Annotated in this window: 23 protein-coding genes; 9 read left to right on the top strand and 14 right to left on the bottom strand. The window is 76.2% G+C overall.

Annotated features, from left to right (window positions below):
- Positions 1-16: 16 nt before the first annotated feature.
- Genes ACR9E3_RS03235 through purD form a run of 3 tightly spaced genes read right to left on the bottom strand, consistent with a single transcriptional unit; the run spans position 17 to position 3,725 of the window.
- The gene (locus ACR9E3_RS03235; protein WP_460378453.1) at positions 17-2,098 is read right to left on the bottom strand and encodes a transglycosylase SLT domain-containing protein; all 2,082 of its coding nucleotides are present in this window, start codon (positions 2,096-2,098) and stop codon (positions 17-19) included.
- A gap of 4 nt (positions 2,099-2,102) precedes the next feature.
- A complete protein-coding gene (locus tag ACR9E3_RS03240; protein WP_460378454.1) occupies positions 2,103-2,399 on the bottom strand; it encodes a hypothetical protein in 297 nt (98 codons plus the stop codon).
- A 57-nt stretch (positions 2,400-2,456) separates the two neighbouring features.
- Positions 2,457-3,725: a phosphoribosylamine--glycine ligase gene (purD, locus tag ACR9E3_RS03245; RefSeq protein ID WP_460378455.1), complete on the bottom strand. Its 1,269-nt coding sequence runs from the start codon at positions 3,723-3,725 to the stop codon at positions 2,457-2,459.
- Between the two features lie 182 nt (positions 3,726-3,907).
- Here purD and ACR9E3_RS03250 point away from each other — a divergent pair, with 182 nt between their 5' ends.
- On the top strand, positions 3,908-5,134 hold the full coding sequence (locus ACR9E3_RS03250) for a glycerophosphodiester phosphodiesterase family protein (protein WP_460378456.1): 1,227 nt from the start codon (positions 3,908-3,910) through the stop codon (positions 5,132-5,134).
- A 1-nt stretch (position 5,135) separates the two neighbouring features.
- Here the strand turns inward: ACR9E3_RS03250 and ACR9E3_RS03255 are convergent, their stop codons facing one another.
- Positions 5,136-5,435 carry a UBP-type zinc finger domain-containing protein gene (locus ACR9E3_RS03255; RefSeq protein WP_460378458.1) on the bottom strand — a complete coding sequence of 100 codons (300 nt, stop codon included), beginning with the start codon at positions 5,433-5,435 and terminating at the stop codon, positions 5,136-5,138.
- A 104-nt stretch (positions 5,436-5,539) separates the two neighbouring features.
- Positions 5,540-6,814: an adenylosuccinate synthase gene (locus ACR9E3_RS03260; RefSeq protein ID WP_460378460.1), complete on the bottom strand. Its 1,275-nt coding sequence runs from the start codon at positions 6,812-6,814 to the stop codon at positions 5,540-5,542.
- An 81-nt stretch (positions 6,815-6,895) separates the two neighbouring features.
- Between ACR9E3_RS03260 and ACR9E3_RS03265 the strand changes: the two genes are divergently transcribed.
- Entirely contained in the window at positions 6,896-7,597 is a 702-nt protein-coding gene (locus ACR9E3_RS03265) for a hypothetical protein (RefSeq protein ID WP_460378462.1), read from the top strand.
- Between the two features lie 164 nt (positions 7,598-7,761).
- On the top strand, positions 7,762-8,022 hold the full coding sequence (locus ACR9E3_RS03270) for a hypothetical protein (RefSeq protein WP_460378463.1): 261 nt from the start codon (positions 7,762-7,764) through the stop codon (positions 8,020-8,022).
- 7 nt (positions 8,023-8,029) lie between these two features.
- Here the strand turns inward: ACR9E3_RS03270 and ACR9E3_RS03275 are convergent, their stop codons facing one another.
- Genes ACR9E3_RS03275 through fbaA form a run of 3 tightly spaced genes read right to left on the bottom strand, consistent with a single transcriptional unit; the run spans position 8,030 to position 10,632 of the window.
- Positions 8,030-9,124, bottom strand: a complete 1,095-nt coding sequence (locus ACR9E3_RS03275; RefSeq protein ID WP_460378465.1) for an FUSC family protein — start codon at positions 9,122-9,124, stop codon at positions 8,030-8,032.
- Between the two features lie 13 nt (positions 9,125-9,137).
- The gene (locus ACR9E3_RS03280; RefSeq protein WP_460378466.1) at positions 9,138-9,578 is read right to left on the bottom strand and encodes a DUF3151 domain-containing protein; all 441 of its coding nucleotides are present in this window, start codon (positions 9,576-9,578) and stop codon (positions 9,138-9,140) included.
- A 19-nt stretch (positions 9,579-9,597) separates the two neighbouring features.
- A complete protein-coding gene (gene fbaA / locus ACR9E3_RS03285) occupies positions 9,598-10,632 on the bottom strand; it encodes a class II fructose-bisphosphate aldolase (protein ID WP_460378468.1) in 1,035 nt (344 codons plus the stop codon).
- A 347-nt stretch (positions 10,633-10,979) separates the two neighbouring features.
- Between fbaA and ACR9E3_RS03290 the strand changes: the two genes are divergently transcribed.
- The 3 genes from ACR9E3_RS03290 (at position 10,980) to ACR9E3_RS03300 (ending at position 13,142) form a co-directional block, all read left to right on the top strand.
- Positions 10,980-11,537: a SigE family RNA polymerase sigma factor gene (locus ACR9E3_RS03290; protein ID WP_460379062.1), complete on the top strand. Its 558-nt coding sequence runs from the start codon at positions 10,980-10,982 to the stop codon at positions 11,535-11,537.
- Between the two features lie 86 nt (positions 11,538-11,623).
- Positions 11,624-12,310 (top strand): hypothetical protein, encoded by a 687-nt coding sequence (locus ACR9E3_RS03295; RefSeq protein WP_460378470.1) that lies wholly within the window; start codon positions 11,624-11,626, stop codon positions 12,308-12,310.
- Positions 12,311-12,395: 85 nt separating this feature from the next.
- On the top strand, positions 12,396-13,142 hold the full coding sequence (locus tag ACR9E3_RS03300; protein WP_460378472.1) for a DedA family protein: 747 nt from the start codon (positions 12,396-12,398) through the stop codon (positions 13,140-13,142).
- Here the strand turns inward: ACR9E3_RS03300 and ACR9E3_RS03305 are convergent.
- The 4 genes from ACR9E3_RS03305 to ACR9E3_RS03320 are packed head-to-tail and all read right to left on the bottom strand — an operon-like array spanning position 13,139 to position 16,783.
- A complete protein-coding gene (locus tag ACR9E3_RS03305; RefSeq protein ID WP_460378473.1) occupies positions 13,139-13,816 on the bottom strand; it encodes a TrmH family RNA methyltransferase in 678 nt (225 codons plus the stop codon). The two genes, ACR9E3_RS03300 and ACR9E3_RS03305, sit on opposite strands and share 4 nt — an antisense overlap.
- Positions 13,813-14,364 (bottom strand): orotate phosphoribosyltransferase, encoded by a 552-nt coding sequence (gene pyrE / locus ACR9E3_RS03310; protein WP_460378475.1) that lies wholly within the window; start codon positions 14,362-14,364, stop codon positions 13,813-13,815. Before pyrE ends, ACR9E3_RS03305 begins: the two co-directional genes overlap by 4 nt.
- Positions 14,361-15,977, bottom strand: a complete 1,617-nt coding sequence (locus ACR9E3_RS03315; protein ID WP_460378478.1) for an SDR family NAD(P)-dependent oxidoreductase — start codon at positions 15,975-15,977, stop codon at positions 14,361-14,363. Before ACR9E3_RS03315 ends, pyrE begins: the two co-directional genes overlap by 4 nt.
- Entirely contained in the window at positions 15,974-16,783 is an 810-nt protein-coding gene (locus tag ACR9E3_RS03320; RefSeq protein WP_460378480.1) for a type III secretion system chaperone family protein, read from the bottom strand. Before ACR9E3_RS03320 ends, ACR9E3_RS03315 begins: the two co-directional genes overlap by 4 nt.
- 151 nt (positions 16,784-16,934) lie before the next feature.
- Here ACR9E3_RS03320 and ACR9E3_RS03325 point away from each other — a divergent pair, with 151 nt between their 5' ends.
- Positions 16,935-18,575, top strand: coding sequence for an ABC-F family ATP-binding cassette domain-containing protein (locus tag ACR9E3_RS03325; protein WP_460378482.1), 1,641 nt, complete (start codon positions 16,935-16,937; stop codon positions 18,573-18,575).
- A gap of 7 nt (positions 18,576-18,582) precedes the next feature.
- Here the strand turns inward: ACR9E3_RS03325 and ACR9E3_RS03330 are convergent, their stop codons facing one another.
- Positions 18,583-21,468 (bottom strand): BTAD domain-containing putative transcriptional regulator, encoded by a 2,886-nt coding sequence (locus ACR9E3_RS03330; protein WP_460378484.1) that lies wholly within the window; start codon positions 21,466-21,468, stop codon positions 18,583-18,585.
- 86 nt (positions 21,469-21,554) lie between these two features.
- On the opposite strand from ACR9E3_RS03330, the gene ACR9E3_RS03335 reads away from it, so the two are divergent.
- Complete coding sequence (locus ACR9E3_RS03335) at positions 21,555-22,004, top strand: MarR family winged helix-turn-helix transcriptional regulator (protein ID WP_460378487.1); 450 nt, start codon at positions 21,555-21,557, stop codon at positions 22,002-22,004.
- Positions 22,004-24,619 (top strand): PEP/pyruvate-binding domain-containing protein, encoded by a 2,616-nt coding sequence (locus ACR9E3_RS03340; protein ID WP_460378489.1) that lies wholly within the window; start codon positions 22,004-22,006, stop codon positions 24,617-24,619. The genes ACR9E3_RS03335 and ACR9E3_RS03340 overlap by 1 nt, the downstream gene beginning before the upstream one ends.
- Here ACR9E3_RS03340 and ACR9E3_RS03345 read toward each other — a convergent pair.
- A complete protein-coding gene (locus ACR9E3_RS03345) occupies positions 24,601-25,701 on the bottom strand; it encodes a class I SAM-dependent methyltransferase (RefSeq protein WP_460378490.1) in 1,101 nt (366 codons plus the stop codon). The genes ACR9E3_RS03340 and ACR9E3_RS03345 overlap by 19 nt on opposite strands.
- Positions 25,702-25,745 lie beyond the last annotated feature (44 nt).

Below are 25,745 nucleotides of genomic sequence, written 5' to 3' on the forward strand. Positions count from 1 at the left end.
CCACCCTGACACGCGCTCAGTAGCCGACGTACGCGTCGCCCCGCGCGACCGCCTCGACCCCCGGCACCTCCGATACCGAGCCGTACCGGTCGATCGCGTACCGGACCCCCGCGATGATGTTGTCGATCGGATCGGTGATCTCGCCGTGCCCGTCGAGCTTGTAGGAGTCGAACGTCGGCCCGATCGTCTGCATGAGGCCCTGGGACGGCGTGCCCTTCGCGGCGTTGGAGTCGGTGTTGTTGATCGCTTCGGGGTCGCCGCCGGACTCGTGATCGATGATCGTCGCGATGTCGTCGGGGTTCATCTTGTCCATCGGGACGCCCTCCGCCTGCAGGACGGCCTGCGCCTCGCGGATCCAGTCCCCGACCTGACCCTGCGGGCCACCGGTCGGCGTGGCCGCTGATCCTCCGGCGTCGCCGTCGGTCGATGCACCCGTCACCGCGCCTCCGGCGTCGTCGTCCTTCTGTCGGTCATCGGAGCCCCGATCGCCTCCGGAATCCTCGTCGGACCCGCCGTCCGAACCGTCGTTCGAGTCTCCGGAATCCGAGTCGCCGTCGCCCGCGTCGCCGGCGCCCGCGTCGGAGTCGCCCGCATCGCCGTCATCGGCGGCGCCGCCGTCCGAGTCGTCCGAGTCGTTCGAGTCGTCCGAGCCCGAAGGCGGGCCGGAGTCCGAGCCCGAGTCCGAGCCCGAGTCCGAGTCCGAGCCGGAGTCCGAGTCCGAGCCGGAGTTCGAGCCGTCCGACGCGCTCGAGCCGTCCGACGCGTCCGAACCGGAATCCGCGTTCGAGCCGGAATCCGCGTTCGAGCCCGAGTCCGCGTTCGAGCCCGAGTCCGCGTTCGAGCCCGAGTCCGCGTTCGAGCCCGAGTCCGAGTCCGAGCCCGCATCCGGGCCGGAGTCCTGGCTCGAAGCGTCCGAACCCGAATCGGCAGTACCTGCCGCGTCGTCAGAGCCGGAATCTGCCGAGCCACCCGCAGTCTCGCCGGAGTCAGTGGACTCGGCTCCTGCGCCAGATGCTTCGGAATCCGAAGCATCTCCGTCGCTGGAGCCGGTCGAGTCCGCGCCCGTCGAGTCCGCGCCCGTCGAGTCCGCGCCCGTCGAGTCCGCGCCCGTCGAGTCCGCGCCCGTCGAGTCCGCGCCCGTCGAGTCCGCGCCCGTCGAGTCCGCGCCCGTCGAGTCCGCCCCTGTCGAGTCCGCCCCTGTCGAGTCCCCGCCCGACGAGCCGCCGTCCCCCGACCCCGACGCTCCGGAATCCGAGACATCTCCACCCTGGGAGCCGCTTCCCGAGTCGCCGCAGTCCCCGGACGACGCGCCCGAGTCCGAGCCGGAATCGGACCCCGAGCCGGAGGACGAACCGTCCAGCGACGAGGTGTCGGTGAAGTCGCCGGAATCGTCACCACCGGCGAGGTCGATCCCTTGACCGCCGCCCGTCTCCGCCGCCGGGACCGTCGCGATCCCACGACCGGAGCCGGGCTCGACGGGGGTCCAGCCCGAGCGATCCGCACCCGCCGGGGCGATGGGCCTCGCGTCCGGCGTGCCGAGACGGGAGAAGGCGGGGGCCTCGGTCGCCAACTGGCGCAGCGCCGTCGCGGCGTCGCCGAGCAAGGTCTCGGCGCGGGCGAGCGCCGCGCGGGCCGCCGCGGTCGGCTCGGCCATCGCGGCGGCGGCGAGCTGGTCGGCCATCGGGGCGCGCGCAGGGTCGGCGAGGGCCTCGGCGCGGGCGTTGCGGGCAGCGTCGAGAGCGCGGGAGACCTGCGCGTCGACCTCGCGGCGCAGGCCGGCGAGCTCCTGACCGGCGCCGTCGACGCGCGCGCGGATCCGTCCCGTGGTGTCGAGGGTCCGGGTGCCCGCGCGCCCGAACTCGTCCAGGTAACCGGTCAGCGCGTCCGCGCCGCGCCCCTGCCACGCACCGCGCACGTCGTCGCCGTGGCGGTCGAGCGCGCGCAGCGACCCCTGCATCCCGTCGGCCATCGTCGCGAGCCCGCGCCCCGTCCCGAGGAGCACCTCGGGATCGATCCGCTGCACGCGGGCGAGGAGCTCGCCGAGCTCCCGCCCCCCGGGCTCGGCGGCCAGGGCACCGACAGCGTCGAAGGCGGCCACGGACTCACGCCGCGGACAGGCCGGCGGCGGCGTCGCGGTCGCCCGACCGGATCGCGGTGATCGCGGCGTCGAGGGCGCGGTCGAGACCCTCGAGACGGGCGCCCGCCGATCCGAGCTCCCCGCCGAGCACCCGGACGACCTCGTCGAGCGCCCCCAGCATCGCGCGGGCCGCGTCCAGGTCGCCGAGGCCGCCTGCGGGCGCGGCGAGGTGGTCCGTCAACGCCGGCACACGGCGGGCCTCGGTGGCGAAACCGGTGCGCGCCTGCTCGAGGGCCGCCGCGCCGAGGACGAGGTCGGGCATGCCGGCGAGAGTAGGTCGGCGCGGGGCGCCGGTGGTGCGGTTCCGGAGAACTCGCGCTCAGGCCCGCACGGGCATCGCGACGAGCCCCGCCGCCGCGTCGCGGGCGATGTCGGTGCGGTGGTGCCCGCCGGGGAGGTGGACCGTCGCGAGGCGCTGGTAGGCGTCGGCGCGGGCGGCGTCGAGATCCGCTCCCGTGCCGACGACCGACAGCACGCGACCGCCGCTCGACACCACCGCCCCGTCGTCACGCCGGCGCGTGCCCGCGTGCAGGACACCGGGCCCGTCGGCGCCCTGGATCACGTCGCCGGTCCGGACGGCTCCCGGGTAGCCCTCGGCGGCGACGACGACGGTGACCGCGGCGCCTTCCGACCAGCTCGGCGTGGGCTCCTCGCCGAGGCGCCCGGTCGCGGCGGCCAGGAACAGCGAGGACGGCGAGCTGCGCAGCAGGGCGAGCACCACCTGGGTCTCGGGGTCACCGAAACGGCAGTTGAACTCGATCACCTGCGGCCCGGACGACGTGAGCGCGAGCCCGGCGTAGAGCAGGCCCGAGAACGGGGTGCCCCGGGCCGCGAGCTCGGTGACGACCGGCGTGACGATCGTGTCGACGACCTCGTCCACGAGGCCCGCCGGCGCCCAGGGCAGCGGGGCGTAGGCGCCCATCCCGCCGGTGTTGGGGCCGGCGTCCTCGTCGCCGAGGCGCTTGAAGTCCTGCGCCGGGAGCAGGGGGACGACGGAGGTGCCGTCGACGACGCAGAACAGCGAGGCCTCGGGACCGTCGAGGAACGACTCGAGCAGCACCGGGTGGCCGTTCTCGAGCACGGCGGCGGCGTGGCGCCGGGCGGCCTCGACGTCGGAGGTGACGAGCACGCCCTTCCCCGCCGCGAGCCCGTCGTCCTTGACCACCCAGGGCGCGTCGAAGCGGGCGAGCGCGGCGTCGAGGTCACCCGGGTTGTCGACGGCCTCGCTGCGGGCGGTCGGCACGCCGGCCGCGGCCATGACGTCCTTCGCGAACGCCTTGGAGCCCTCGATGCGCGCCCCGGCGGCGGTCGGGCCGAAGCAGGGGATGCCGGCGTCGCGCAGGGCGTCGCCGACGCCCGCGACCAGCGGGGCCTCGGGGCCGACGACGACGAGGTCGGCGCGCCAGGACCGCGCGAGGGCGACGACCTGCTCGCCCGAGGTGGGGTCGGCGAGCCCGGGGTGCTCCGCCAGCGCCGCCGTGCCCGCGTTGCCCGGGGCCGCGGCGAGGGCGGTCACCTGCGGGTCGCCCGCGAGGACGAGCAGCAGGGCGTGTTCGCGGGCTCCGGAGCCGATGACCAGGACGCGCACGCCCGACACGCTACGGGGACCCGCCACCGCGCCGAGCTGGTGGCTTTCCTGACACTGAACGTCAGCGTGGACGCCACGCTGACAACGCCCACCCCGGACCACGGCGAACGACCCCCGCCGTTCACCCCGGCGTCGGGGAGCACCGGTGGCGGAGCCGAGGAGGACCCGGGATATTGCGGCCGATGACGATGCCGGGGTCGGTTCCGTTCGCGTTGTCCCGTCGCTCGGCGCTGTGGGGCGGTCTGGCCGCGGCCGGGGCGTTCGCCGCCGGGTGCGCCGACACACCTCCGCCCGCGGCGGCGCCGGCGGGGCCGACGACGACGCCCGGTACCCCGCGGCCGACCCCCTCCCCGGGTCCCGCCGGGACGGCGCCGACCGAGCCGGCGCGGATCCTGGTCGTCGGGCACCGCGGCGCGTCCGGCTACCGCCCGGAGCACACGGCGGCGTCGTACGAGCTCGCCGTCCGGATGGGCGCCGACGCCGTCGACGTCGACCTCGTGCCCACCCGCGACGGCGCGCTCGTCGCCCGCCACGAGCCCGAGATCGGCGGCACCACCGACGTCGCCCGTCGCCCCGAGTTCGCCGCGCGGCGCACCACGAAGGTGATCGACGGGACGCCGGCGACCGGGTGGTTCACCACCGACTTCACGCTCGCCGAGCTGCGCACGCTGCGCGCGGTCGAGCGCATCCCGCAGACCCGCCCGCACAACACGCTCTACGACGGCCGGTACGGGATCCTCACGTTCGACGAGGTCCTCGACCTCCTCGACCGGCTCGCCGCCGAACTGCACCGGCCGGTGGGGGTGCTGCCCGAGGTCAAGCACTCGACGTACTTCGCGAGCCTCGGGCTGCCCGTCGAACCCCCGATGGTCGAGACGCTGCGCCGCCGCGGGCGGGACCGCGTCGACTCGGGCGTGATCATCCAGTCGTTCGAGACGGCCAACCTGCGGGCCCTGAAGGCCCAGGTCGGCTGCCGGCTGCTCCAGCTCGTCGACGCGGCCGGGACCCGGCCCGCCGACCTCGTCGCGGCCGGCGACCCGCGCACCTCCGACGCCCTGCTCACCCCGGAGGGCCTGCGGGACGTCGCCGGCTACGCGACCTGGCTGGGCCCGAGCAAGGAGTGGATCGTGCCGCTCGGCCCCGACGACACGGCGGGCCCGCCGACCGCGCTGCTGCGGGACGCGCACGCGGTGAACCTGCGCGTCATGCCCTTCACGTTCCGCAACGAGAACGAGTTCCTGCCCGCCGGCCTGCGGCGCGGCGGGGCGGGTGGGAACGGGGCAGGAGCGCCCGCCGACACCTACGGCGACGCGTTCGCCGAGTACACGCAGTACGTGGGGCTCGGCGTCGACGCGGTGTTCAGCGACGACCCCGACACCGCACTCGCCGCGGTGACGCCCCCGTCCTGACCTACGGCGCCAGCCGCCGGTCGACGTAGCACCAGCGCCACGTCTCGTTCGGCTCGTGCGAGCGCATCACGGCGTGGCCGGTGTCCTCGTGGTGCTTCGACGCGTGCCGGTAGGGGCTCGAGTCGCAGCACGCGACGTGGCCGCAGTCCAGGCACATCCGGAGGTGGGCCCAGGCCGTGTAGCCCTCGGCGCGGCAGTCCGGGCAGATCAGGGTCTCGCCGTCACGGGCGACGGCGTCGGGCTTCGGGTCGGTCGCGGCACCCTCGGTGCCGATGACGAGGAGGTGTTCGCAGGCGCCCACCTCCACCACTCTACCGGGGGATCACACCCCGACCTCCCGCGTCCGAGGGTCCGCGACTGCCCGGAGCCCGACGGAGGAGGGCTCCGGGTCGTCGCTGGCACCCGTCAGCGAACGACGGTGGCGTCCCGGCCCGGCCCGACCCCGATCGCCGAGACGGGCGCGCCCGCGAGCTCCTCGATCCGCTCGACGTAGTCGCGCGCCCGCTGCGGCAGGTCGGCGAAGCTGCGCGCCCCCGAGATGTCCTCGAACCAGCCGGGCATCGTCTCGTACACCGGCGTGGCCTCGGTGAGGTCCGACTGCCGCATCGGCATCTCGTCGACCCGCTGCCCGCCGACCTCGTAACCGACGCACAGCGGCACGTTCTCGAGCCCGGAGAGCACGTCGAGCTTGGTGAGGAACAGGTCGGTGAGGCCGTTGACGCGCACGGCGTAGCGCGCGATCACCGCGTCGAACCAGCCGCAGCGGCGGCTGCGCCCGGTGGTGACGCCGAACTCGCCGCCGGCCTTGCGCAGGTACTCGCCGTCGGAGTCGAACAGCTCGGTCGGGAACGGGCCGGAGCCGACGCGGGTGGTGTAGGCCTTGAGGATGCCGATGACCCGCCCGATGCGCGTCGGGCCGATCCCGGAGCCGGCGGCCGCCCCGCCCGCCGTCGGGCTCGAGGAGGTCACGTACGGGTAGGTGCCGTGGTCGACGTCGAGCAGCGTGCCCTGCGACCCCTCGAGCAGGACGGTCTCGCCGCGCTCGAGGGCGTGGTGCAGCGCCAGGCGTGTGTCCGCGATGCGGTGGGCGAAGCCCTCGGCGTGGCCCAGCACGGTGTCGGCCACCTCGTCGACGTCGAGCGCCCGCCGGTTGTAGATCTTGACGAGCACCTGGTTCTTGAGCTCGAGCGCGGCCTCGACCTTCTCGCGCAGCAGCTTCTCGTCGAGCAGGTCCTGCATGCGCACGCCGACCCGCGCCACCTTGTCCTGGTAGGCGGGGCCGATGCCGCGCCCGGTCGTGCCGATCCGGGACTTGCCCAGGAAGCGCTCGGTGACTTTGTCGATGGCCACGTGGTACGGCATGATCACGTGCGCGTCCGCGGAGATCAGCAGCTTGGCCGTGTCGACGCCCTTGGCCTCCAGGCCCGCGAGCTCCTCGAGCAGCACGCCGGGGTCGACCACCACGCCGTTGCCGATCACGTTGGTGACGCCCGGCGTCAGGATCCCGGACGGGATGAGGTGCAGCGCGAAGTTCTGACCGTCGGGGAGCACGACGGTGTGCCCGGCGTTGTTGCCACCCTGGTAGCGCACGACCCACTGGACCTGCTCACCGAGGATGTCGGTGGCCTTGCCCTTGCCCTCGTCGCCCCACTGGGCGCCGATGAGGACGATGGCCGGCATGTGACACTCCCTGACCTCGACACCGAAAGACGCGCACAGGGAGGACGGGCTCGCCCCGTGCAACGGAAGGGTAGTCCACGCGTGTCCGCCGTCTCGTCGTCACCGGGGGTCGCGATGCACGTGGTGACCTGCGGGGACGTCGCCCGGTCGCGGTGGGCGTCCCGTCTCGACGATCTCGGGGCCCTGGCCCTGCCCGCGCTGCCCGCCCGCGGCGACGTCGATCCCCTGCTCGACGGGCTCCCCGACGGCGCCCGCCTCGTCGTGGCCGGCGACGACGCCGCGCTGGCCGCCGTGCTCGTGCGCCTGCTGCGCCGCGAGCGTCTCGGCGTCGAGCTCGCCCTGCTGCCCGCGCCCGGCTCGCCGGCGGCGGCGGTGTGGGGCGTGCCGACCGAGCCCGGGGCCGCGCTGGCCGTCGCCCGCGACGCCGCGGCGCGTCCCGGTCCGCTCGTGCGCGACGACCACGGCGGGCTGGTCGTCGGGCGTCACGAGGCCGGGGCGCTCCACGGCGAGGTCTACTGCGACGAGCAGCGCGTGCTCCGCGGCGACGCCGCCGGCGTGGTCGTCGCCCCGGACCCGGCGGGCGGGGTCGCCGTCGCCGTCACCGGCCCCCGTCGGCTGGCGGGGCTGCGGCCGGGACGGGTCGCGACGCGGTCGGGCCGCGCGGTGCAGCTGGGGTGCCGGCCGCCCGTGACGATCACGCGCGACGGCGTGCCCGGCGACCGCCCGGTGCCCCGCCGCAGCTGGTACCGGCACACCGAGGACTGGCTGCTCGCTCGACCGTGATCTCCGGTGTGCGCCGCGTGCGGTGACCGGACGGCTCCGTACGATCGACGGCGCCCGGCCCGACGGTCGGCCGGTCGACTGCACAGTGCGACCACTCAGCCACCGTCCGTGCCTCTCCGTCGACGATCACGCATGGCTCCACGCCACCGGGGTACGCCACTTCCATGCTCGCGGTGGTGGTGCTCGTCCCGATCGTGCTCATGATCGCTGCGTGTCTGCTCGAGCGGTTCGAGGCACACGCCACCCACGTCCGGCCCGAGGTCCGCGCCCGCACGCCCCGGCCGGCGAGCCCGGCCCCGGGCACCACGCCCGGCCCGGCCCTCGCCCTCGTCCCCGGGACCGACCAGCCGGGCACCGACGCACCCGCCGCCGCCGCGACCACGCTCGACGACCCCGACACCCTCCGGCTGCCCCGCGCGTCCTGAGCGGCCGTCACCCCTCGTCCCGGCCCCGCCGCGTGCTGGTCGTCGCCGCCACGGCCTCGTCACGGTCCATCCCCGCGGCGTTGAGGAGATCCACGAGCAGCGAGCGGACCTGGGCGAGCACCACGTCCGCCGAGTAGCCGCCACCGTGGGCCGGCACCAGCCCGACGGCGTCGAGCAGCGCGCTGCGCGCCCCGTCGGTCGACTCGCCCCGCGTCAGCTCGCCCCGCAGCTCCGCGACGCCCATCGCGACGTTCCGCAGCACGGCGACCAGGTCCGGGTCCGGCTGCTCTCCGTCCCGTACGGCGGCGTGCGCGCGGCGCGCCAGGACGCGGGCGTTGCGCAGCGCGAGGTCCACCGGCCGGACCGCGGCCCGGATGCGGGCCAGCTCGCCGCGGTGCCGGCGCCGCAGGGGCGCGATCGCCGTGATCTCGAAGCCCGCGTCGACCGCGTCGACCAGGGCGTCGACCCGTCCCTGCGTGGCGCGGGCCCGCTCGAGGACCGCCGCCGCGGCGTCGACGTCGCCCGCGTCGAGCGCGTCGGCGGTGCCCGTCAGCGCGGCCTCGAGCTCGGTGAGCAGCGCCGAGAGCCCGCGGCGGGCGCGGGTGAGCGGGTGCGACGGCAGCGTGGCGGCCATCGCCAGGCCGATCGCGGCCCCGATCAGCGTGTCGATCCACCGGGAGAACGCCGCCGTCGTGCCGGGCGGCTGCAGCGTCGCGACCAGCACCGCCGAAACCGCGGCCTGGTTGAGCAGCAGGGCACCGACGTCGAACAGGAGCGCCGCCAGCAGCGCGAGCCCGACGACGACGCTGATCTGCCACCAGCCGGGACCGATCAGCACGACGATGAGGTCGCCGACCCCGACGCCGACGCTCACCCCGACGGCGAGCTCCACCGAGCGCCGCAGCCGGTTGGTCAGCGAGACGCCGAGGACGAGCACGCACGCGATCGGCGCGAAGAACGGCTGGGTGTGGCCGACGACGTCGCGCGCCACGAGGTAGGCGAGCCCGGCCGCGAGCGCGCACTGCAGCACCGGCACACCGGAGTCGCGCAGGCGCCGGGCCCGGGACCGGGCGATCCCGCGCAGCCGCTCCCCGGCGTTCATGCTCCTGCGGGGCTCAGGCGAGCCCGAGCGCCTCGACGGCCTTCGGGTCGCAGTCGTCGAGCAACTGGACGCAGCGTTCGACCTCGTCGGTCTCGCCGATCGCCCGCGCGGCCTTGGCGAGCGCGGCCACGGCCCGCAGGAACCCCTGGTTGGGCACGTGGTCCCACGGCACCGGGCCGAAGCCCTTCCAGCCGTTGCGGCGCAGCTGGTCGAGCCCCCGGTGGTAGCCGGTGCGGGCGTAGGCGTAGGCCGTGACGTGCTCGCCCGCCTGCTCGGCCCGCTCGGCGAGGGTCGCCCACCCCGCCGAGTACGTCGGGTGGTCGGCGACGACCGTCGCGGGGTCCTCGCCGTCCTCCAGCCGCCGCGCCGGCTCGGGCGTCTCCGGGAGGTAGGTCGGTTGCGGTCCGAGCAGGTTGTGCCCGTGCCCGGCACCGGGTCCCATCGGGATCGTCATACCGACATTCTCCCGGGCGTCACCGGCTCAGCGACTGCCCGGTGGAGCGCAGGTTCTCGCACGCGGTCGTGACCCGCTCGGCCATGGCGACCTCGGCCTTCTTGTTGTAGCTGCGCGGGTCGTAGGCCTTCTTGTCGCCGACCTCGCCGTCGATCTTCAGCACGCCGTCGTAGTTCGAGAACATGTGCGCGGCGATCGGACGGGTGAACGCGTACTGCGTGTCGGTGTCGACGTTCATCTTGACCACGCCGTAGTCGAGGGCCTCGTGGATCTCCTCGAGCAGCGAGCCCGACCCGCCGTGGAAGACGAGGTCGAACGGCTTCGAGCCGTCGGGGAGCCCGAGCTCCTTCGCGGCGACCTCCTGGCCCTTCTTCAGCACGTCAGGGCGGAGCTTGACGTTGCCCGGCTTGTAGACGCCGTGCACGTTGCCGAACGTCGCGGCCAGCAGGTAGCGGCCCTTCTCGCCGCCGCCGAGGGCCTTGACGGTGCGCTCGTAGTCGCCCGGCGCGGTGTAGAGCTTCTCGTCGATGTCGGCGGAGATGCCGTCCTCCTCGCCGCCGACGACGCCGATCTCGACCTCGAGGATGATCTTCGCCTTGCCGGCCTTCTCGAGCAGCTCCTGGGCGATCTCGAGGTTCTCGGTGAGCTCGACCGCCGAGCCGTCCCACATGTGCGACTGGAACAGCGGGTTCTGCCCGCGGTCGACACGCTCCTGGCTGATCGCGATCAGCGGACGGACGTAGGTGTCGAGCTTGTCCTTGGGGCAGTGGTCGGTGTGCAGCGCGACGTTGATCGAGTACTTCTCGGCCACGACGTGCGCGAACTCGGCCAGCGCGCTCGCGCCGGTGACCATCTCCTTCACCGACTGGCCCGAGCCGAACTCGGCCCCGCCCGTCGAGAACTGGATGATCCCGTCGCTCTCGGCCTCGGCGAAGCCGCGCAGCGCGGCGTTGATCGTCTCGGAGGACGTGCAGTTGATCGCCGGGAAGGCGAAGGCGTTCGCCTTCGCCCGGTCCAGCATCTCGTTGTAGACCTCGGGGGTCGCGATGGGCATCGTCGTGCCTCCCAGGAGCTCCTCGACACGGCCGGTCACCGCAGGGTGCGGGCGGCGGGCTGCGGCGCAGTATGACGCAGCCGCCCGTCCGGCCGCTGCGTCGTCGGGGTGTGACCCGTGCAGGGGTGCGGGTGCGGATCGGGTGGCGGGCTGGGCCACGCGGGTGACAGTGATCCCGAGCCGGACCGGGGCCCCGTCCCCACCGGGACCACAGGTCGTGAAGGGCTATCGTCGAGGACGTGGCCCACCCCGGCGAGAGCGCCGTCGAGCGCACGCTCGGCAGCCTGCGGGCGATCGACGCGGTCGCTCCCGCCGATGCGTCGGTGGCGCACCCCTCCGCGCCGCCCATGGCACCCCCGCGACCCGACGGGTTCCCGGGCCCGGCCCCGGCGGGCGGCCCGGTGGCCACCCGGCCCGACGAGGCGCCGCGCACGCTGGAGGATCTCTACCGCGAGCACCGGATGCGGTTCGTCCGCCTCGCCGTGCTGCTCGTCGACGACCCGGCGACCGCCGAGGACGTCGTCCAGGAGGCCTTCACGGGGCTGCACCGGCACTGGGGCCGCCTGCGTGACGAGCACGCGGCGCTGGGCTACCTGCGCACGGCGGTGGTCAACGGGTCCCGGTCGGTGCTGCGGCGCCGCCGTACGGCCCGGGAGTACACGCCGCCGCACACCGCGGACGCCCGCTCGGCCGAGTCGCTCGCGATGCTCTCCGCGGAGCACCAGGCCGTGGTGTCCGCCCTGAGCAAGCTGCCGCGCCGGCAGCGCGAGGTGCTGGTCCTGCGCTACTACGGCGGTCTGTCCGAGGCCGAGATCGCCGAGGCCACCGGCATCAGCAAGGGAACGGTCAAGTCGACGGCGAGCCGGGGCCTCGAGGCCATCGGCAAGCTCGTCGGCGGCGTCTGAGCACTCCTCCACCGCCGATCGAGTCCCGCCGACGTCACCGGACGGGCCCTGGGGTGACTCCGGGTGCGCGTCTACCATCGCCCGGGATGGACGACGAACGGCTGCTCGCCGAGGCTCTGCGCGCGCACGCCGCCGGCGGGGTGTCCTCGCCCGGTGGCACGTCGACCCCGCCGTCCACCGAGCAGACCGACGAGGAGGCCGACGCCGACTCCGGCGGCTCCCGCCTGCGGGACCGCTTCCGGCCGCTCACGCGGAACCGGAAAGGCGCCGACGAGGCCGGCCGTGGTCCGGAGGACGCCGCGTCCGACGTCACCCAGACCACGGCACGTCCCGACCCGTCCGTCGTGCCCCCCGCACCGCCGCGCCCGACGGGGCCGACCCCCGCTCCGGGCTTCCCGGCCGCGGGCCGTCCCGGACCGTCGCCCGCCCGCCCGGCTCCGCGCCCGGCGGCGGGCACGGCGGCGGGCACAGCGGGCACAGCGGGCACCGGGGAGCGCCCCTGGCCCCGGACCGGCCCGCCCCAGCCCGCGCGCCCCGGACCGCCCGTGGGGCCGGGTCCCCGGCCCGGCACCGCCAACGTCCCGCATCCCCGTCCCGCCCCGGGCGCCGGGCCGACCGGCGCGATCCCGGCAGCCCGCCCCGGCGGCACCGACCGTGACGCCCCCGCGCCGTGGACGCCCGCGCGGATCGCGTGGTGGTCGGGCATGGCCCTGCTCGCCGGGGCCGTCGCGGGTGCGCTCGCCGCCGTCGGGACGCTCGGGCTCCCCAGCTGACCCGGACCTCACACCGTCCCACCCTCAGGCGTTTCGGGGTGACCCCGGAGCCCGCGCCCAGGCGCGCCGCGTACGGTTCACAGGCGTGTCGCCCACGCTCAGCGCCGCCACGACGACGGTCCAGGCCCTCGGTCCCGAGTGGCTGGACCCGCAGTACATCATCCAGAGCCTCGGGCCCTGGGCCCTCGCCGGCGTCTGCCTGATCATCTTCGCCGAGTGCGGCCTGCTGGTCGGGTTCTTCCTCCCCGGCGACTCGTTGCTGTTCATCACCGGGCTCGCGACGGTCACCGGGCTGATCCAGGCCCCGCTGTGGCTGGTCTGCCTCCTGCTGGTGGTCTGCGCCTTCGCCGGCAACGCCCTGGGCTACTTCATCGGGCTCAAGGCGGGGCCGGCCATCTTCGACCGCCCGAACTCGCGGCTGTTCAAGCGCGAGAACGTGGAGCGCACGCAGAAGTTCTTCGACAAGTACGGCAACCGGGCGATCGTCCTCGGGCGCTTCGTGCCGATCGTGCGCACGTTCATCACGGTCATGGCCGGTGTCGGGCGCATGGACGCACGCCGCTACCTGACGTTCTCGCTCATCGGCGGCGTGGCCTGGGCGGCCGGCGTCACGCTGCTGGGGGCCGTGCTGGGGCAGTTCGAGTTCGTCAAGAACAACATCGAGGCGATGCTGATCCTCGTGGTGGCGCTCTCGCTGATCCCCATCGCGATCGAGATGATCAAGGCGAGGCGGGAGAGGAAGCTCGGTGCGCAGGGCCTCGCGGAGGACGTCCTCGACGGCGCCACCGACGAGCCCACGCAGGTCATCGACACCCGCAACCTCGAGCGCTAAGGGGTCGCGTGCGCGCGGATCCACGCGTGCATGGCGATCCCGGCCGCGACGCCGGCGTTGATCGACCGCGTCGACCCGAACTGCGCGATCGCGAGCACGGCGTCCGCCCCGGCCGCGGCCTCGGGGGTCAGCCCGACGCCCTCCTGACCGAACAGCAGCACGCAGCGACGCGGCAGGGCCGCGGTCTCCAGCGGGACGGCGCCGGGGCCGTTGTCGACCGCGACGACGCCCAGCCCCTCGCCGCGGGCCCACGCCAGCAGGGCGGCGACGTCGGCGTGGTGGTGCACGTGCTGGTACCGGTCGGTGACCATCGCGCCGCGCCGGTTCCAGCGCCGCCGCCCCACGATGTGCACCGCGGCCGCGGCGAACGCGTTGGCGGTGCGGACGATCGTGCCGATGTTCGCGTCGTGGTGGAGGTTCTCGATGGCGACGTGGAACGGGTGGCGCCGCGCGTCGAGGTCGGCGACGACCGCCTCGCGCCGCCAGTAGCGGTAGCGGTCGACGACGTTGCGCCGGTCCCCGCCGGCGAGGAGCTCGGGGTCGTACCGGGGATCGTCGGGCCACGCGGCGGCCCCGCCCGGCCAGGGACCGACGCCGACCGGTTCGGGCCCGGTGCGCCACTCGGTGGGGCCGGGCTCGTCGTCCGGGTGGGCGTGGCCGTCCGACGAGCTCACAGCCCCAGGTCGGCCAGGCCCAGCAGCGACCGGCAGGCCAGGCCGCGGGCCTCGACGGCCTCGGTGGCGCCGGTCCCGCGGTCGACGACCGTGACGACGCCGACGACCTCCGCGCCGGCCTCGACCAGCGCGTCGACCGCGGTGAGCACGCTGCCCCCGGTGGTCGAGGTGTCCTCGACGGCCAGGACCCGGCGCCCGGCGACGTCGGGACCCTCGATCCGCCGCTGCATCCCGTGGGTCTTCGCGGCCGAGCGCACCACGCAGGCGTCCACCGGAGCCCCGGGGGCGTGCATGACGGCGAGGGCGACCGGGTCGGCGCCGAGGGTGAGCCCGCCGGCCGCGTCGTAGGACCAGTCGGCGGTCAGCTCGCGCACGAGGCGCCCGATCAGCGGGCCCGCCTCGTGGTGCAGGGTCGCGCGGCGCAGATCGACGTAGTAGTCGGCCTCGCGGCCCGACGACAGCGTCACGCGCCCGTGCACCACCGCGAGCTCGGTGACCAGGGCGGCCAGGCGGGCCCGCGCCTGCGCGTCGACGATCGGGGCGATCATCCGCGCCCCGTCGCCGTCCTGGCGGCGAGCGCGCGCAGCAGCGCCCGCGGCACGACCCGCGCCACCCCGACGATCGCCTTGTACACCGCTCCCGGCACGGACACCGCCTTCCCCGCCTCGAGGTCCGCCATGCCCTCGGTGACCACCTGGTCCGCGTCGAGCCACAGCCACTCCGGCCCCCAGCGGTCCTCGCCGAGGCGGGCGTGGAACTCGGTGCGCGTGAAGCCCGGGCACAGGGCCATCACCCGCACCCCGGTGCCGTCGACCGACAGGGCGACGTTGCGCGACAGCGCCGTCACGTAGGTCTTGCCCGCGCTGTAGACCGAGCCGCGGCCGGGCAGGAACCCCGCCACGCTCGAGACGTTGACGACGTCGCCGCGGCCCCGGGCGACCATCCCGGGCAGCGCGGCGGCGGTCAGCTCCAGCACGGCACCCATGTTGACCTCGTAGTTCGCCCGCAGGACGGCCGGGTCGGTGTCGAGGAACTCGCCGGCCGTCGCGTAGCCGGCGTTGTTGACCAGCAGCCCGATCGGTCGCTCGGGGAGGGCCAGCCGGTCGGCGACCTTGCGGCGCCCGGCCGCGGCGGCCAGGTCGGCGACGAGCACCTCGACCTCGATCCCGTACCGCTCGCGCAGCCGCTCGGCCGTGGCGTCGAGACGCTGGGTGTCGCGGGCGACGAGGACGAGGTCGTGCCCGGCGACGGCCAGGTGCTCGGCGAACGTCGCCCCGATGCCCGAGCTCGCCCCGGTCACCAGGGCCGTGCCCTCGCGCGGGCCCCGCGGTCCGCGCCGCCCCCGCCACGCGGCGACCGGCGAGGAGCGCCGGAACCCGGCGGCCGCCCGCAGCGCGGGGAACGGCACGAGGCGGGACACCCCCACGACCGTCTTCGCGCCGACGCCGGGCACCGAGAGCGCACGGCCCGCGGCGTGGTCGGCGAGCGCGGCCGCCACCACGGCGTCGGCGTCGGGCGGGGCCACGCGCAGGGGCACGGCGTCGAGCACCGTGTGCTCGCCGTGCCCCGTCCCGGGCTGCGGCGGGGTCGGGCAGACGGTGGTGAGCGTGAGCCCGTCGCGCGCGAGCGCCTGGGCCAGCGACTCGGTGAGCATCGCGACGTACGCCTGCGCGGCGCCGTCGATCCCGGCGGCGCCGGGCGCGGACAGGTAGGCGGCGGGGCCGGCCACGGTGATCACTCCGCCGGGGCCCGGGTGGCCGCGGGCGATCATGCCGGGCAGGGCCGCGCGCACCAGACCCAGCGCGGCGCCGGCGCTGCGGTCGAGCGCGGCGCGCACCTCTTCCGGGTCGGCGCCGGGCAACCCGTCCGGGCTCGGGGCCGCCGGCCCGACGACGAGCAGGTCGATCGGGCGGACGTCGGTCTCCAGGCGGCGCACGACCAGGTCGAGGTCGTCGACGTCGGCGAGGTCGCCGGGCAGGACCTCGGGCCGCGGGTCCTCGCTCGTGGCGTCGAGCTCGGCGGCCAGGGCCTCGAGGGCCCCGCGCTCGCCGCCGGCCAGCACGAGCTCGTCACCGAGGGCGTGCAGGCGCCGGACGAAGGCGCGCCCGAGATCGGTGTCCGCGGACGTCACCAGGGTCCGACGCGGGGTCGGGCCGCTCACCGCCCCGAGGAGGAGCTGCTCCGGGCGCCGGGCCCGAACTCGTCGTCCTCGACGTCGTAGGGGATGTCCGCCGGACTGTCGCGGTGGGTGGGCCGCGGATCGTCGTGGTCGTCCACGTCCTCGGTGCCGTCGTGGCCCTCGGGCGCCGCCGCCTCGTAGCCCTCGTCGTCGGTGCCGACCGCCGCGTCCTCCAGCGCGACCGACACCTCGACGAGCGCCTGCAGCAGCGTCTGGACGCGCTCGGGGTCGGCGCCCGCGTCGATCGTCGCGAGCACCCAGGTGTCCTCGGCCCAGAGCAGTGGCACGTCGTCGCCGACGAGGTCCGCGACGCGGGCGACGTCCGGAGTGATCAGCGGGCGGGCCTGCGCGACCGAGGTGACGAAGGCGTAGCGCTCGCCGACCTGGCCGAGCGAGTCGAGCCCGGCGTCGTCGGGCAGCGGGGCCGAGGGCAGGCGCAGCTCGAGGGCGACCGGCAGCGTCGCCACGCCGCGCACGGCGGCGACGATCCCGGTGATCTGCCCGGCCTGCTCGTGGTCGAAGACGTGGGCGAGCCGCCGGCCGCCGGGGCCGGGGACCGCGCCGGTCGCGAGGTCGAGCGCGCGCCCGTGGCCGCCCTGGTGCACCGCGCCGTAGCGCCAGCGGCTGGGCAGCACGGGGTCGACGTCGACGAACTCCCAGCTCTTCTGCTCGGCCCACCGGCGTCGGTCGCGCCGGTGCCCGCCGGTGCGCGCGCGGTCGGAGAGCAGGAGCAGCGCCCCGCCGCCCGCGGCCAGCGCCGCGATGACGAACCAGACCCAGGCAGGCACGTCCTGCAGGGTACGACGCCCGCGTCCCCCCTTCGTGCAGGCCGTCACCGGCGCGCCGTTCCTATGTGAGCGAACTTCCGGGCCATAGCCCGGAAGTTCGCTCACGTACGTGCGGCAACCGGGTCGCGGGGCGTGGTTAGGCTCGGTGATCGTGAGCGCCACGCTGGTCGCGCGGGACCTCGCCGCCGCGCACGGCGCCCGGGTGCTGTTCTCCGGTCTCGACCTCGTGGTCGCGCCCGGCGACGTCATCGGGCTGGTCGGGGTCAACGGCGCCGGGAAGTCGACGCTGCTGCGCCTGCTCGCCGGCCTGGCCGCGCCGGACCAGGGGTCGATCGCGGTCACCCCGCCCACCGCCACCATCGGCCACCTGCCCCAGGAGACCGCCCGGGTGCCGGGCGAGACCGTGCGCGCCTTCCTCGGCCGCCGCACCGGCGTCACGACCGCGGCCGCCACGCTCGAGACGGCCACGACGGCCCTGTCCGACGGCGTGCCCGGAGCCGAGGACGCCTACGCCGTCGCCCTCGAACGGTGGCTGGACCTCGGCGGCGCCGACCTCGACGAGCGCACCGGGGAGGTCGCCGACGACCTCGGGTTCCCCGCGCACCTCCTCGACGCCCCCATGACCTCGCTGTCCGGTGGGCAGGCGGCGCGCGCCAACCTCGCCTCGCTGCTGCTCGCCCGCTTCGACGTCTTCCTGCTCGACGAGCCCACCAACGACCTCGACCTCGCCGGCCTCGAACGCCTCGAGCGCTGGGTCCGCGAGCTGCGCGCGGGCACAGTGCTCGTCAGCCACGACCGCGAGTTCCTCGCGCGCACCGTCACCTCGGTCCTCGAGCTCGACCTCGCCCAGCAGCAGGTCACCCAGTACGGCGGCGGCTACGAGGCCTACCTCGCCGAGCGGGAGACCGCCCGCCGGCACGCCCGCGAGGCGTACGAGGAGTACGCCGAGAAGCGCGGCGAGCTGACCGCGCGGATGCAGACCCAGAAGCAGTGGGTCGAGAAGGGCGTGCGCAACGCCCGCAAGAAGGCCACCGACAAGGACAAGTTCATCAAGCACCACAACGCGGCGACCGCGGAGAAGCAGGCCGCGAAGATCGCGCAGACCGAGCGGCGGCTCGAGCGCATGGAGGTCGTCGAGGAGCCCCGCAAGGAGTGGGAGCTGCGCCTGTCCATCGCGGCCGCCCCGCGGTCGGGCACGGTCGTGGCGACCCTCGACGGCGCGGTCGTGCGGCGGGGCGACTTCACCCTGGGCCCCGTGACGCTCCAGCTCGACTGGGCCGACCGCGTCGCGATCACCGGGGCGAACGGCGCGGGCAAGTCGACGCTGCTCGCGCTGCTGCTCGGGCGCCTCGCCCCCGACGAGGGCCGGGCGGCGCTCGGCTCCGGGGTGGTGGTCGGGGAGGTCGACCAGGCCCGCGGGCTCCTGACCGGGCGCACCTCGCTGCTCGACGTCTTCTCGCGCGAGCCCGAGATCGACCGGTGGCCCACCGCGGAGGTCCGGACGCTGCTGGCCAAGTTCGGGCTCGGCGCCGAGCACGTGCACCGCGGGGCCGACACGCTCTCGCCCGGTGAGCGCACCCGCGCGGCGCTCGCGCTGCTCCAGGCCCGCGGGGTGAACCTGCTCGTGCTCGACGAGCCCACCAACCACCTCGACCTGCCCGCGATCGAGCAGCTCGAGTCGGCGCTCGCGGCGTTCGAGGGCACGCTGCTGCTCGTCTCCCACGACCGCCGACTGCTCGCCGGCGTCGCGACGACCCGGCAATGGCACGTCGACGCGGGACTCGTGCGCTGACGCGAGCTCACAGGCGCGCCAGCGCACCCCGGGCCAGGTCGACGAGGCCGTCGTCGTCGCGGGCGGCGCCGCGGCGTGCCGCGCGGTCGGCGGCGGCGTCGCCGAGGCGCGCCCGCAGGGTCACCCCCAGGTCGGCGAGGCGGGCGGCGTCGGCACCGAACACCGCGCCCCCCGAACGCCGCGCCGCCAGGCCCCCGAGCAGCTCGGCGGCGGCGTCGTCCCGACCGGCCTGGCCGAGCAGCTCGACGACCGCGCGCAGCCCGACCCACTGGTGCGTGCGGTTGCCCGTGCCCCGCCAGTGCTCGAGCGACTCGGCCGCCGCGCGCGCCGCGGCGGCGACGTCACCCCGGCGCGCCCGCAGGGACGTCACGGTCACGAGCGCGACGCCGAGCGCGTACTGCTCGCCGACCGCCCGCGCCCTCCGCACCGCGTCCTCCACCAGCTCCAGCGCCGTGGTCGGGTCGCGCTCGACGCGCACCTCGCCGCGGACGTAGACGCTCCAGGGCCGCATCAGCGTGTCGCCGGCGTCGCGGACCGCGACGTCCAGGGCGTCCGCCTCGGCGAGCGCCGCGTCGTGGTCCCCGTCGTAGGCCACCGCGAGGACGCGACAGCACGCGGCGAGGACCCGCACACGCTCGTCCCCGACGGCCGTGGCCAGGCGCTCGGCGTCCGCCGCGGCCCGCGCCGATTCCGCGCCCCGCCCGGCGAACCCCGCCACCTCGGACTGCAGGTAGGCCAGGACGGATGCCGCCCTGTCACCGTCGGAGAGCGCCCGCCGACCGGCGGCGACGTGCTCCTCCGCCCGCGCGAGGTCGCCGGCGAACCGGGCCCCTTCGGCGGCGACCGCGTGCACCATCGCCCGCGACCCGCCGAGATCGGCACCGCCGGCCAGGAGCGCCTCCGCCCAGGCGAAGAGCTCCGGGGTCATCCGCACCTCACCGACGTCGACGAGGGCGGCGACCAGCGCGGCGGCGAGCGCCGGGTCCTCGGTGGACGCCCAGGCCACCGCGGCGCGCAGCTCGTCCCACTCGGCCTCGACCGCGGCGAGACGGCGGGCGGCGTCGGGCCCGGCCGGCGACCCGGTGCGCCGCAGGAAGCCGAGCGCCTCCTCGGCGTGCCGGCGGCGCAGCGTCGCGGTCTCGCCGCGCTCGGCGAGCCGCTCGCGGGCGAAGGCCCGCACCGTCTCCAGCAGCGCGTAGCGCGACGGGCCGGGGCGGGCGTGGTCGACGGACGCGGTCACGAGGGACTTGTCGACGAGGTCGGCGAGCACGGCGTCCGCGTCCTCGCCCGCGACGGCCCGCGCGGCGCCGAGCGTGAAGTCGCCGGCGAAGACGCCGAGCCGGTCGAGCAGGGCGCGCTCGCGCTCGTCGAGCAGGCGGTAGGACCACGCGACCACGGCGTGCAGGGTCCGGTGCCGCCGGTCGGCGACGCGGTGCGGGCTGCGCAGGATCCGCAGGTGGGCCGGCAGGCCGGCGACGAGCTCGGCCGGCGAGAGCACCCGCATCCGCGCCGCGGCCAGCTCGAGCGCGAGCGGCAGGCGGTCGAGCCGCCGGCAGGCCTCGGCCACGGCGGCCCGGTTGGCGTCCGACACCGCGAACGCCGGGTCGGCCGCGCCCGCCCGCTCGGCGAACAGGGCGACGGCCGCGGCCTCGTCGAGCGGCGGGACGGGCCGGACACGCTCGCCGGGGACGCCGAGCGGCTCCCGGCTGGTGGTGAGGACCGCGACGGTCGGGCACGCACCGGCGAGCGTCGTCACCAGCGCGGCGACCGCGTCGACCACGTGCTCGGCGTTGTCGAGCACCAGCAGCAGCCGCCGGCCGCGCAGCACCGCCGCGACCCGGTCGGCCGGGTCGGCGTCCCCGGCCGACGCCCCCGGCGCGCCGACGGCCGCGACGACCGCGGCGGCCACCTCGTCCCCGCGCGAGACCGTCGCCAGCTCGGCCACGACGACCCCGTCCGGGGCGGTGCTCGCGGCCGCGACGTGCCGGGCGAGCGTCGTCTTGCCGACCCCGCCGGGCCCGACCAGCGTCACCGGACCGCTCCCGAGCACCCCGAGCACGCCCGCCAGCGCCGCGTCCCGCCCCACCATCGGCGCCGGGTCCGCAGCGAACGCGCCGTTCGCTGCGCCGGAAGCAGCGAACGGCCCGTTCGCTGCACCACCCGAGGGCGCCGGGACGCCCGCCAGCACCACGGCTTCGAGACGCCGGAGCTCCGGGCCCGGATCGAGACCCAGCTCGTCGGCGACGAGGCGGCGGTAGGCGGCGACCGCGGCGAGCGCGTCGGCGCTGCGTCCCGCCCGGTGCAGCGCCTCGACGAGCAGCTCCCGCCGCCGCTCGCGGAACGGCGCGGCCGCGACGATCTCCTCGAGCCGGGCGACGGCGGCCTCGGGGCGCCCGAGGTCGAGGTCGGCGCGCGCCCGGGCGTCCTCGGTGTCCGCGCGCAGCTCCGCGAGGCGGGCCGCGACGGGGCGGAACGGCTCCTCGTCGGCGAACTCAGCCAGCGGCGGGCCGCGCCACAGCGCCAGCGCCTCGTCGAGCAGCGCCGCGGCGCGCACCGGGTCCACCGACCGCGCCCGCTCGCGCAGGTCCGCGGCGACGCCGGCGTCGAGGGCGTCGGGCGGCAGGTCGAGGACGTAGCCGGGCGGGCGGGCGAGCAGGACCCCGTCGCCGACCACCCGCCGGGCCCGCGCGACGGCGCTGTGCAGCGCGGCCTCGCCGTGCGCAGGCGGCCGATCGGGCCACACGTCGTCGACGAGCCGGTCGGCCGCGACCACCCGGCCCGGGTCGAGGGCCAGGACCGCGAGGAGGCGACGCACGCGGGCCGACCGGACCGGGGCGTCGTCGACCGCGATCGCACCCAGCACCCGCATCCGCAGCCGCATCACGGTCACCACCCGCGCCCGGAGCGTAGACGGCCTTGACGCCACGGCACCCCGATGCTTGCATATCTGCATTCATTGCATGACTGCAAGGATCAGTGATGGACGAGCGCGAGGACCTGGCCGCGAGCTTCGGTCACATGCGGCGGGCGATGATCCCCGCGTTCCTGCTGGACCTGCTCGCCGCCGTCGACGGCGGTGACGAGCTCTCGCTCACCCAGCTCGCCACCCTCTACGTCCTCGACGCCGGCGAGCCGGTCTCCCTCGGTGTCCTCGCCGACGAGGTCGGGCGCTCGGTGTCGGCCGCGAGCCGGCTCGTCGACGGCCTGGTCCGCCGCGGCCTCGTCGAGCGCCAGGAGCACCCGGGCGACCGGCGGGTCCGCCGGGTGGCGATCAGCAAGGACGGCGGGGCCCTGCTCCGCCGCCTCGAGCGCACCCGGGCCGACGCCCAGCTCCAGATCATGAACCGCCTCGGCCCCGCGGACCGGGCCCTGGTGACCCGCGCGATGGCCCTGCTCGGCGACGCCGCCCGGCAGGAGGGGAGCCCCTGATGACCCTCGACACGTACGTCCTGCCCCTTGCCGCGATCGATCCCGCCGCCGCGGAGACCCTCGGTCACGTCGGCGGCAAGGCGGGCAACCTCGCCGCGCTGGTGCGTGCCGGGCTGGCGGTGCCCGCGGGCGTCTGCGTCACGACGGCGGCCTACCGGCACGCCGTCGGGTCGGCGCTCGACGCCCTGCTCGCCGACGCGGACGGCCTCGATCCCGCCGTGCTCGCCGAGAAGGCCCGCGCCGCGGTGCTGGCGGTCGAGGTCCCGGCCGACGTCGCCGCGGCCGTCCGCGCCGCGTGCCCGGAGGGGCCGGTCGCGGTGCGCTCGTCGGCGACGGCCGAGGACCTGCCCGACGCGAGCTTCGCGGGCCAGCAGGACACGTTCCTGGGCGTCGTCGGCGTCGACGCGGTCCTCGACGCGGTCCGCCGGTGCTGGGCCTCGCTGTGGACCGACCGTGCGGTCGCCTACCGCGCCGCCCAGGGCATCGACCACGCCGCGGTCGCCCTCGCCGTCGTCGTGCAGGAGATGGTCGACGCCCGGTGGGCGGGCGTGCTGTTCACCGCGAACCCGGTGACGGGCCGGCGCGGGCAGGCCGTGATCGACGCCGCGCCGGGGCTCGGCGAGTCGGTGGTGTCCGGGTCGGTCGACCCCGAGCACCTCGTCGTCGACCCCGACGGCACGATCGCCGAGCGCCGCGCGGGCGCCGGCGGCACCGTGGTGCGCGCCCGGCCGGGCGGCGGCACCGACCTCGAGCAGCACGGCGGCGCGGCGCTGGACGACGCCGACGTGCCCACGCTGGTCGCGCTCGGCCGCCGGGTGGAGGCCCTGTTCGGCGCGCCGCAGGACATCGAGTGGGCCGTCGACGGCGCGGGGACGGCCTGGCTGACGCAGTCGCGCCCGATCACCACGCTCTACCCGCTCGTCCCGGGCCGTCCCGGCCTGCGCCTGTTCCTGTCCGCCAACGTCGCCCAGGGCGTGTTCCGCCCGTTCACCCCGTCCGGGCTCTCGGCGGCCCGGCACCTCGCCACCGGCGTGGCCCGCCTCCTCTCGACGCCCGTCGACGACCCCGAGCACGGCCCGCCGATGCTCTCCGACGCCGGGGAACGCGCGTTCGTCGACGTCACCGACATCCTGCGCAGCCGCGTGGGCCGCGCCGGGATCCGCGGCATGCTCGGCGTCATGGAGACGCGCTCGGCGGAGGTCATCGCCACCCAGCTCGACCGCCCCGAGCTCGGCATCACCCGGCGCTCGCCGCTCCCCGCGATCCGCCGGGTGGGGCGCGTGGCCCTGCGCTACCGCATCCCGCCGGCGGTGGTCGGTGCGTGGCTGCGGCCGGCCCGCGCCCGCGACCGGGCACTCGCGCTGGTCCGCGAGGCCGAGGCGACGCTGCCGGCGCCCGCGGGCGCGACGCCGGCGCAGCGCGTCGACCACGTCCGGCGCCTGCTCGCCGACGGGTTCGCGCCGATGGCGCCGCGGATCGCGCCCGCCCCGGCCGCCGGGTTCCTCGCCCTCGGCCTCGCCGCGAAGCTGCTCGGCGACCGCGCCCGCCCCGGCGAGCTCGGCACCGTCCTGCGCGGCCTGCCGCACAACGTGACCACCGAGATGGACCTCGCCCTGTGGGACCTCGCGGTCCGGCTCCGCGCCGACCCCGCCAGCGTCGCCGCGCTCACCGGGAACGCGCCGGCCGAGCTCGCGGCCCGACGGGACACCTGGCCGGCCGCCCTCACCTCGGGGCTCGGCGCCTTCCTCGCCGTGCACGGCCGCCGGGCCGTCGCCGAGATCGACCTCGGGCTGCCGCGGTGGTCCGAGGACCCGACCCACCTGCTCGGCGTGCTGGCCAACTACGTCCGTCTCGACGACACCGAGCGGGCGCCGGACGCGGTGTTCGCGCGCAGCACCGCCGAGGCCGAGGCGACGATCGCGGAGCTCGCCCGGCGGGCCGGCGGCGTCCGCGGCCGGGTCGTGGCGCTCGCCCTGCACCGCGCGCGGGACCTCGTCGGCCTGCGGGAGCTGCCGAAGTACTGGCTGGTCACGGTGCTCGGGGCGGCCCGGGCCGAGCTCGGGACCGTGGGCGCCGACCTGGCCGCCCGCGGCCGGATCGAGCACGCCGACGACGTCTTCTTCCTGAGCCTGTCCGAGGCCCGCGAGGACCGGGACCGCCGGGCCCTGGTCGCGGCACGCCGGGCCACCTACGCCCGCGAGCTGCGCCGCCGCCACGTCCCGCGGCTCGTGTTCTCCGACGGCACGGAGCCCGAGGCGCTGGGCCCGGCGGACGCCGCCCCGGACGGCGCGCTCACCGGCGTCCCGGCCTCGGCGGGCGTCGTCACCGGCCGGGTCCGGGTGATCACCGACCCCCAGGGCGCCCACCTCGACCCCGGCGACGTGCTCGTGTGCCCGTCGACCGATCCCGGGTGGACGCCGCTGTTCCTCACCGCGGGCGGGCTCGTGATGGAGATGGGCGGGTCGAACTCCCACGGTGCCGTGGTGGCCCGCGAGTACGGCCTGCCCGCCGTGGTCGGTGTCCGCGACGCCGTCGCGCGCCTGACCGGCGTCGACGAGGTCCGCGTCGACGGCACCGCCGGTCGCGTCGAGCCCGTTCAGACGAGCAGCCGGTAGAACCGGAAGATGTCGGTGTCCAGCTCGTCGAGCACCTCGACCGTGGCGAAGCCGGCCGCGCGGGCGTAGGCCTCGAGCGTGCCGCGGCGCATGACGGTGCCGGTGCCGACCGAGCCCGGCGTCGAGAGCCCGTCCGGCAGGCAGCACATCAGCGAGAAGCCGTAGAAGAGCTGCTCGACCTCGTCGCCGTCGGGCGCGAAGGCGTCGGCGACCTTCTCGTCCATGATCAGTACGGTGCCGCCCGGCGCGACGGCCCGGCGCATCCCGGCGAGCACGGCGACCGGGTCGGGCATGTCGTGGACGCACTCGAAGGCGCAGACGAGGTCGTACGCGCCGGCCTCGGCGGACTCGATCCCGGTGTGGTGCACCGCGACGCGGTCGGCGACGCCCTCGGTCGCCGCGTACCGGCGCGCGGCCGCCACCGACGCGGCGTCCACGTCGAACCCGTCGACGGTCGCGGTCGGGTACGCCCGGGCGATCCCGATCGGCGACCAGCCCTCGCCGCACCCCACGTCGGCCACCCGCCCACCGGCACGCAGGGCCGCGTCGACGTCGCCGAGCAGGGGCAGGTGGTCGCGGGCCAGCGCGTCGCGCAGCAGCGGGCGGTTCTGGGCCGACTGGCCCTCGCGCGCGTCGTCGCCGAAGGTCTCCCAGCTCACGCCGCCGCCGGTGCGGTAGGCCTCGAGCAGGTCGTCGATCCGGCGCAGGGACGCGACGAGGATGCGGGCGAACGGGGTCAGCACCGTCTCGCTGTCGAGATCGGCGAGCACTGGCACGTGCGCCGCGGGCATGGCGAAGCGGCGCTCGTCGGGCGCGGCCGCCGGGTCGTCGACGGTGAGCAGACCGCACACCGCCTGGTACTCCAGCCACTCGCGGGCGTAGCGGGCGGCGGTGCCCGTGCGGGCGGCCAGCTCCGGGGCCGTCGCCGGGCCGTCCTGGGCCAGCGAGCGGTACCAGCCGAGGCGGTCGCCCAGGTACAGCGCGGTCGTCTGCTCCATCCCGAGGATGCCGGCGAACACGGTCTCCGCACACGCCTCGGTGGTCCGGCCATCAGAGGGGACATCGGTCTCGAGCGTCGTCATGGGCCGACGGTGGCGCGCGGCGCTGTCAGATCGCTGCCGTCCCG

This window comes from Actinomycetospora sp. C-140 (genome assembly GCF_054796175.1).

What these genes read in the sequence shown, in the direction of transcription:
- ACR9E3_RS03240 (WP_460378454.1), bottom strand. Translation starts at nt 2,399, where the DNA reads ATGCCCGACCTCGTCCTCGGCGCGGCGGCCCTCGAGCAGGCGCGCACC.
- ACR9E3_RS03250 (WP_460378456.1), top strand. Translation starts at nt 3,908, where the DNA reads ATGACGATGCCGGGGTCGGTTCCGTTCGCGTTGTCCCGTCGCTCGGCG.
- ACR9E3_RS03260 (WP_460378460.1), bottom strand. Translation starts at nt 6,814, where the DNA reads ATGCCGGCCATCGTCCTCATCGGCGCCCAGTGGGGCGACGAGGGCAAG.
- ACR9E3_RS03270 (WP_460378463.1), top strand. Translation starts at nt 7,762, where the DNA reads ATGCTCGCGGTGGTGGTGCTCGTCCCGATCGTGCTCATGATCGCTGCG.
- ACR9E3_RS03275 (WP_460378465.1), bottom strand. Translation starts at nt 9,124, where the DNA reads ATGAACGCCGGGGAGCGGCTGCGCGGGATCGCCCGGTCCCGGGCCCGG.
- ACR9E3_RS03280 (WP_460378466.1), bottom strand. Translation starts at nt 9,578, where the DNA reads ATGACGATCCCGATGGGACCCGGTGCCGGGCACGGGCACAACCTGCTC.
- fbaA (WP_460378468.1), bottom strand. Translation starts at nt 10,632, where the DNA reads ATGCCCATCGCGACCCCCGAGGTCTACAACGAGATGCTGGACCGGGCG.
- ACR9E3_RS03290 (WP_460379062.1), top strand. Translation starts at nt 10,980, where the DNA reads ATGGCACCCCCGCGACCCGACGGGTTCCCGGGCCCGGCCCCGGCGGGC.
- ACR9E3_RS03295 (WP_460378470.1), top strand. Translation starts at nt 11,624, where the DNA reads ATGGACGACGAACGGCTGCTCGCCGAGGCTCTGCGCGCGCACGCCGCC.
- pyrE (WP_460378475.1), bottom strand. Translation starts at nt 14,364, where the DNA reads ATGATCGCCCCGATCGTCGACGCGCAGGCGCGGGCCCGCCTGGCCGCC.
- ACR9E3_RS03335 (WP_460378487.1), top strand. Translation starts at nt 21,555, where the DNA reads ATGGACGAGCGCGAGGACCTGGCCGCGAGCTTCGGTCACATGCGGCGG.
- ACR9E3_RS03340 (WP_460378489.1), top strand. Translation starts at nt 22,004, where the DNA reads ATGACCCTCGACACGTACGTCCTGCCCCTTGCCGCGATCGATCCCGCC.
- ACR9E3_RS03345 (WP_460378490.1), bottom strand. Translation starts at nt 25,701, where the DNA reads ATGACGACGCTCGAGACCGATGTCCCCTCTGATGGCCGGACCACCGAG.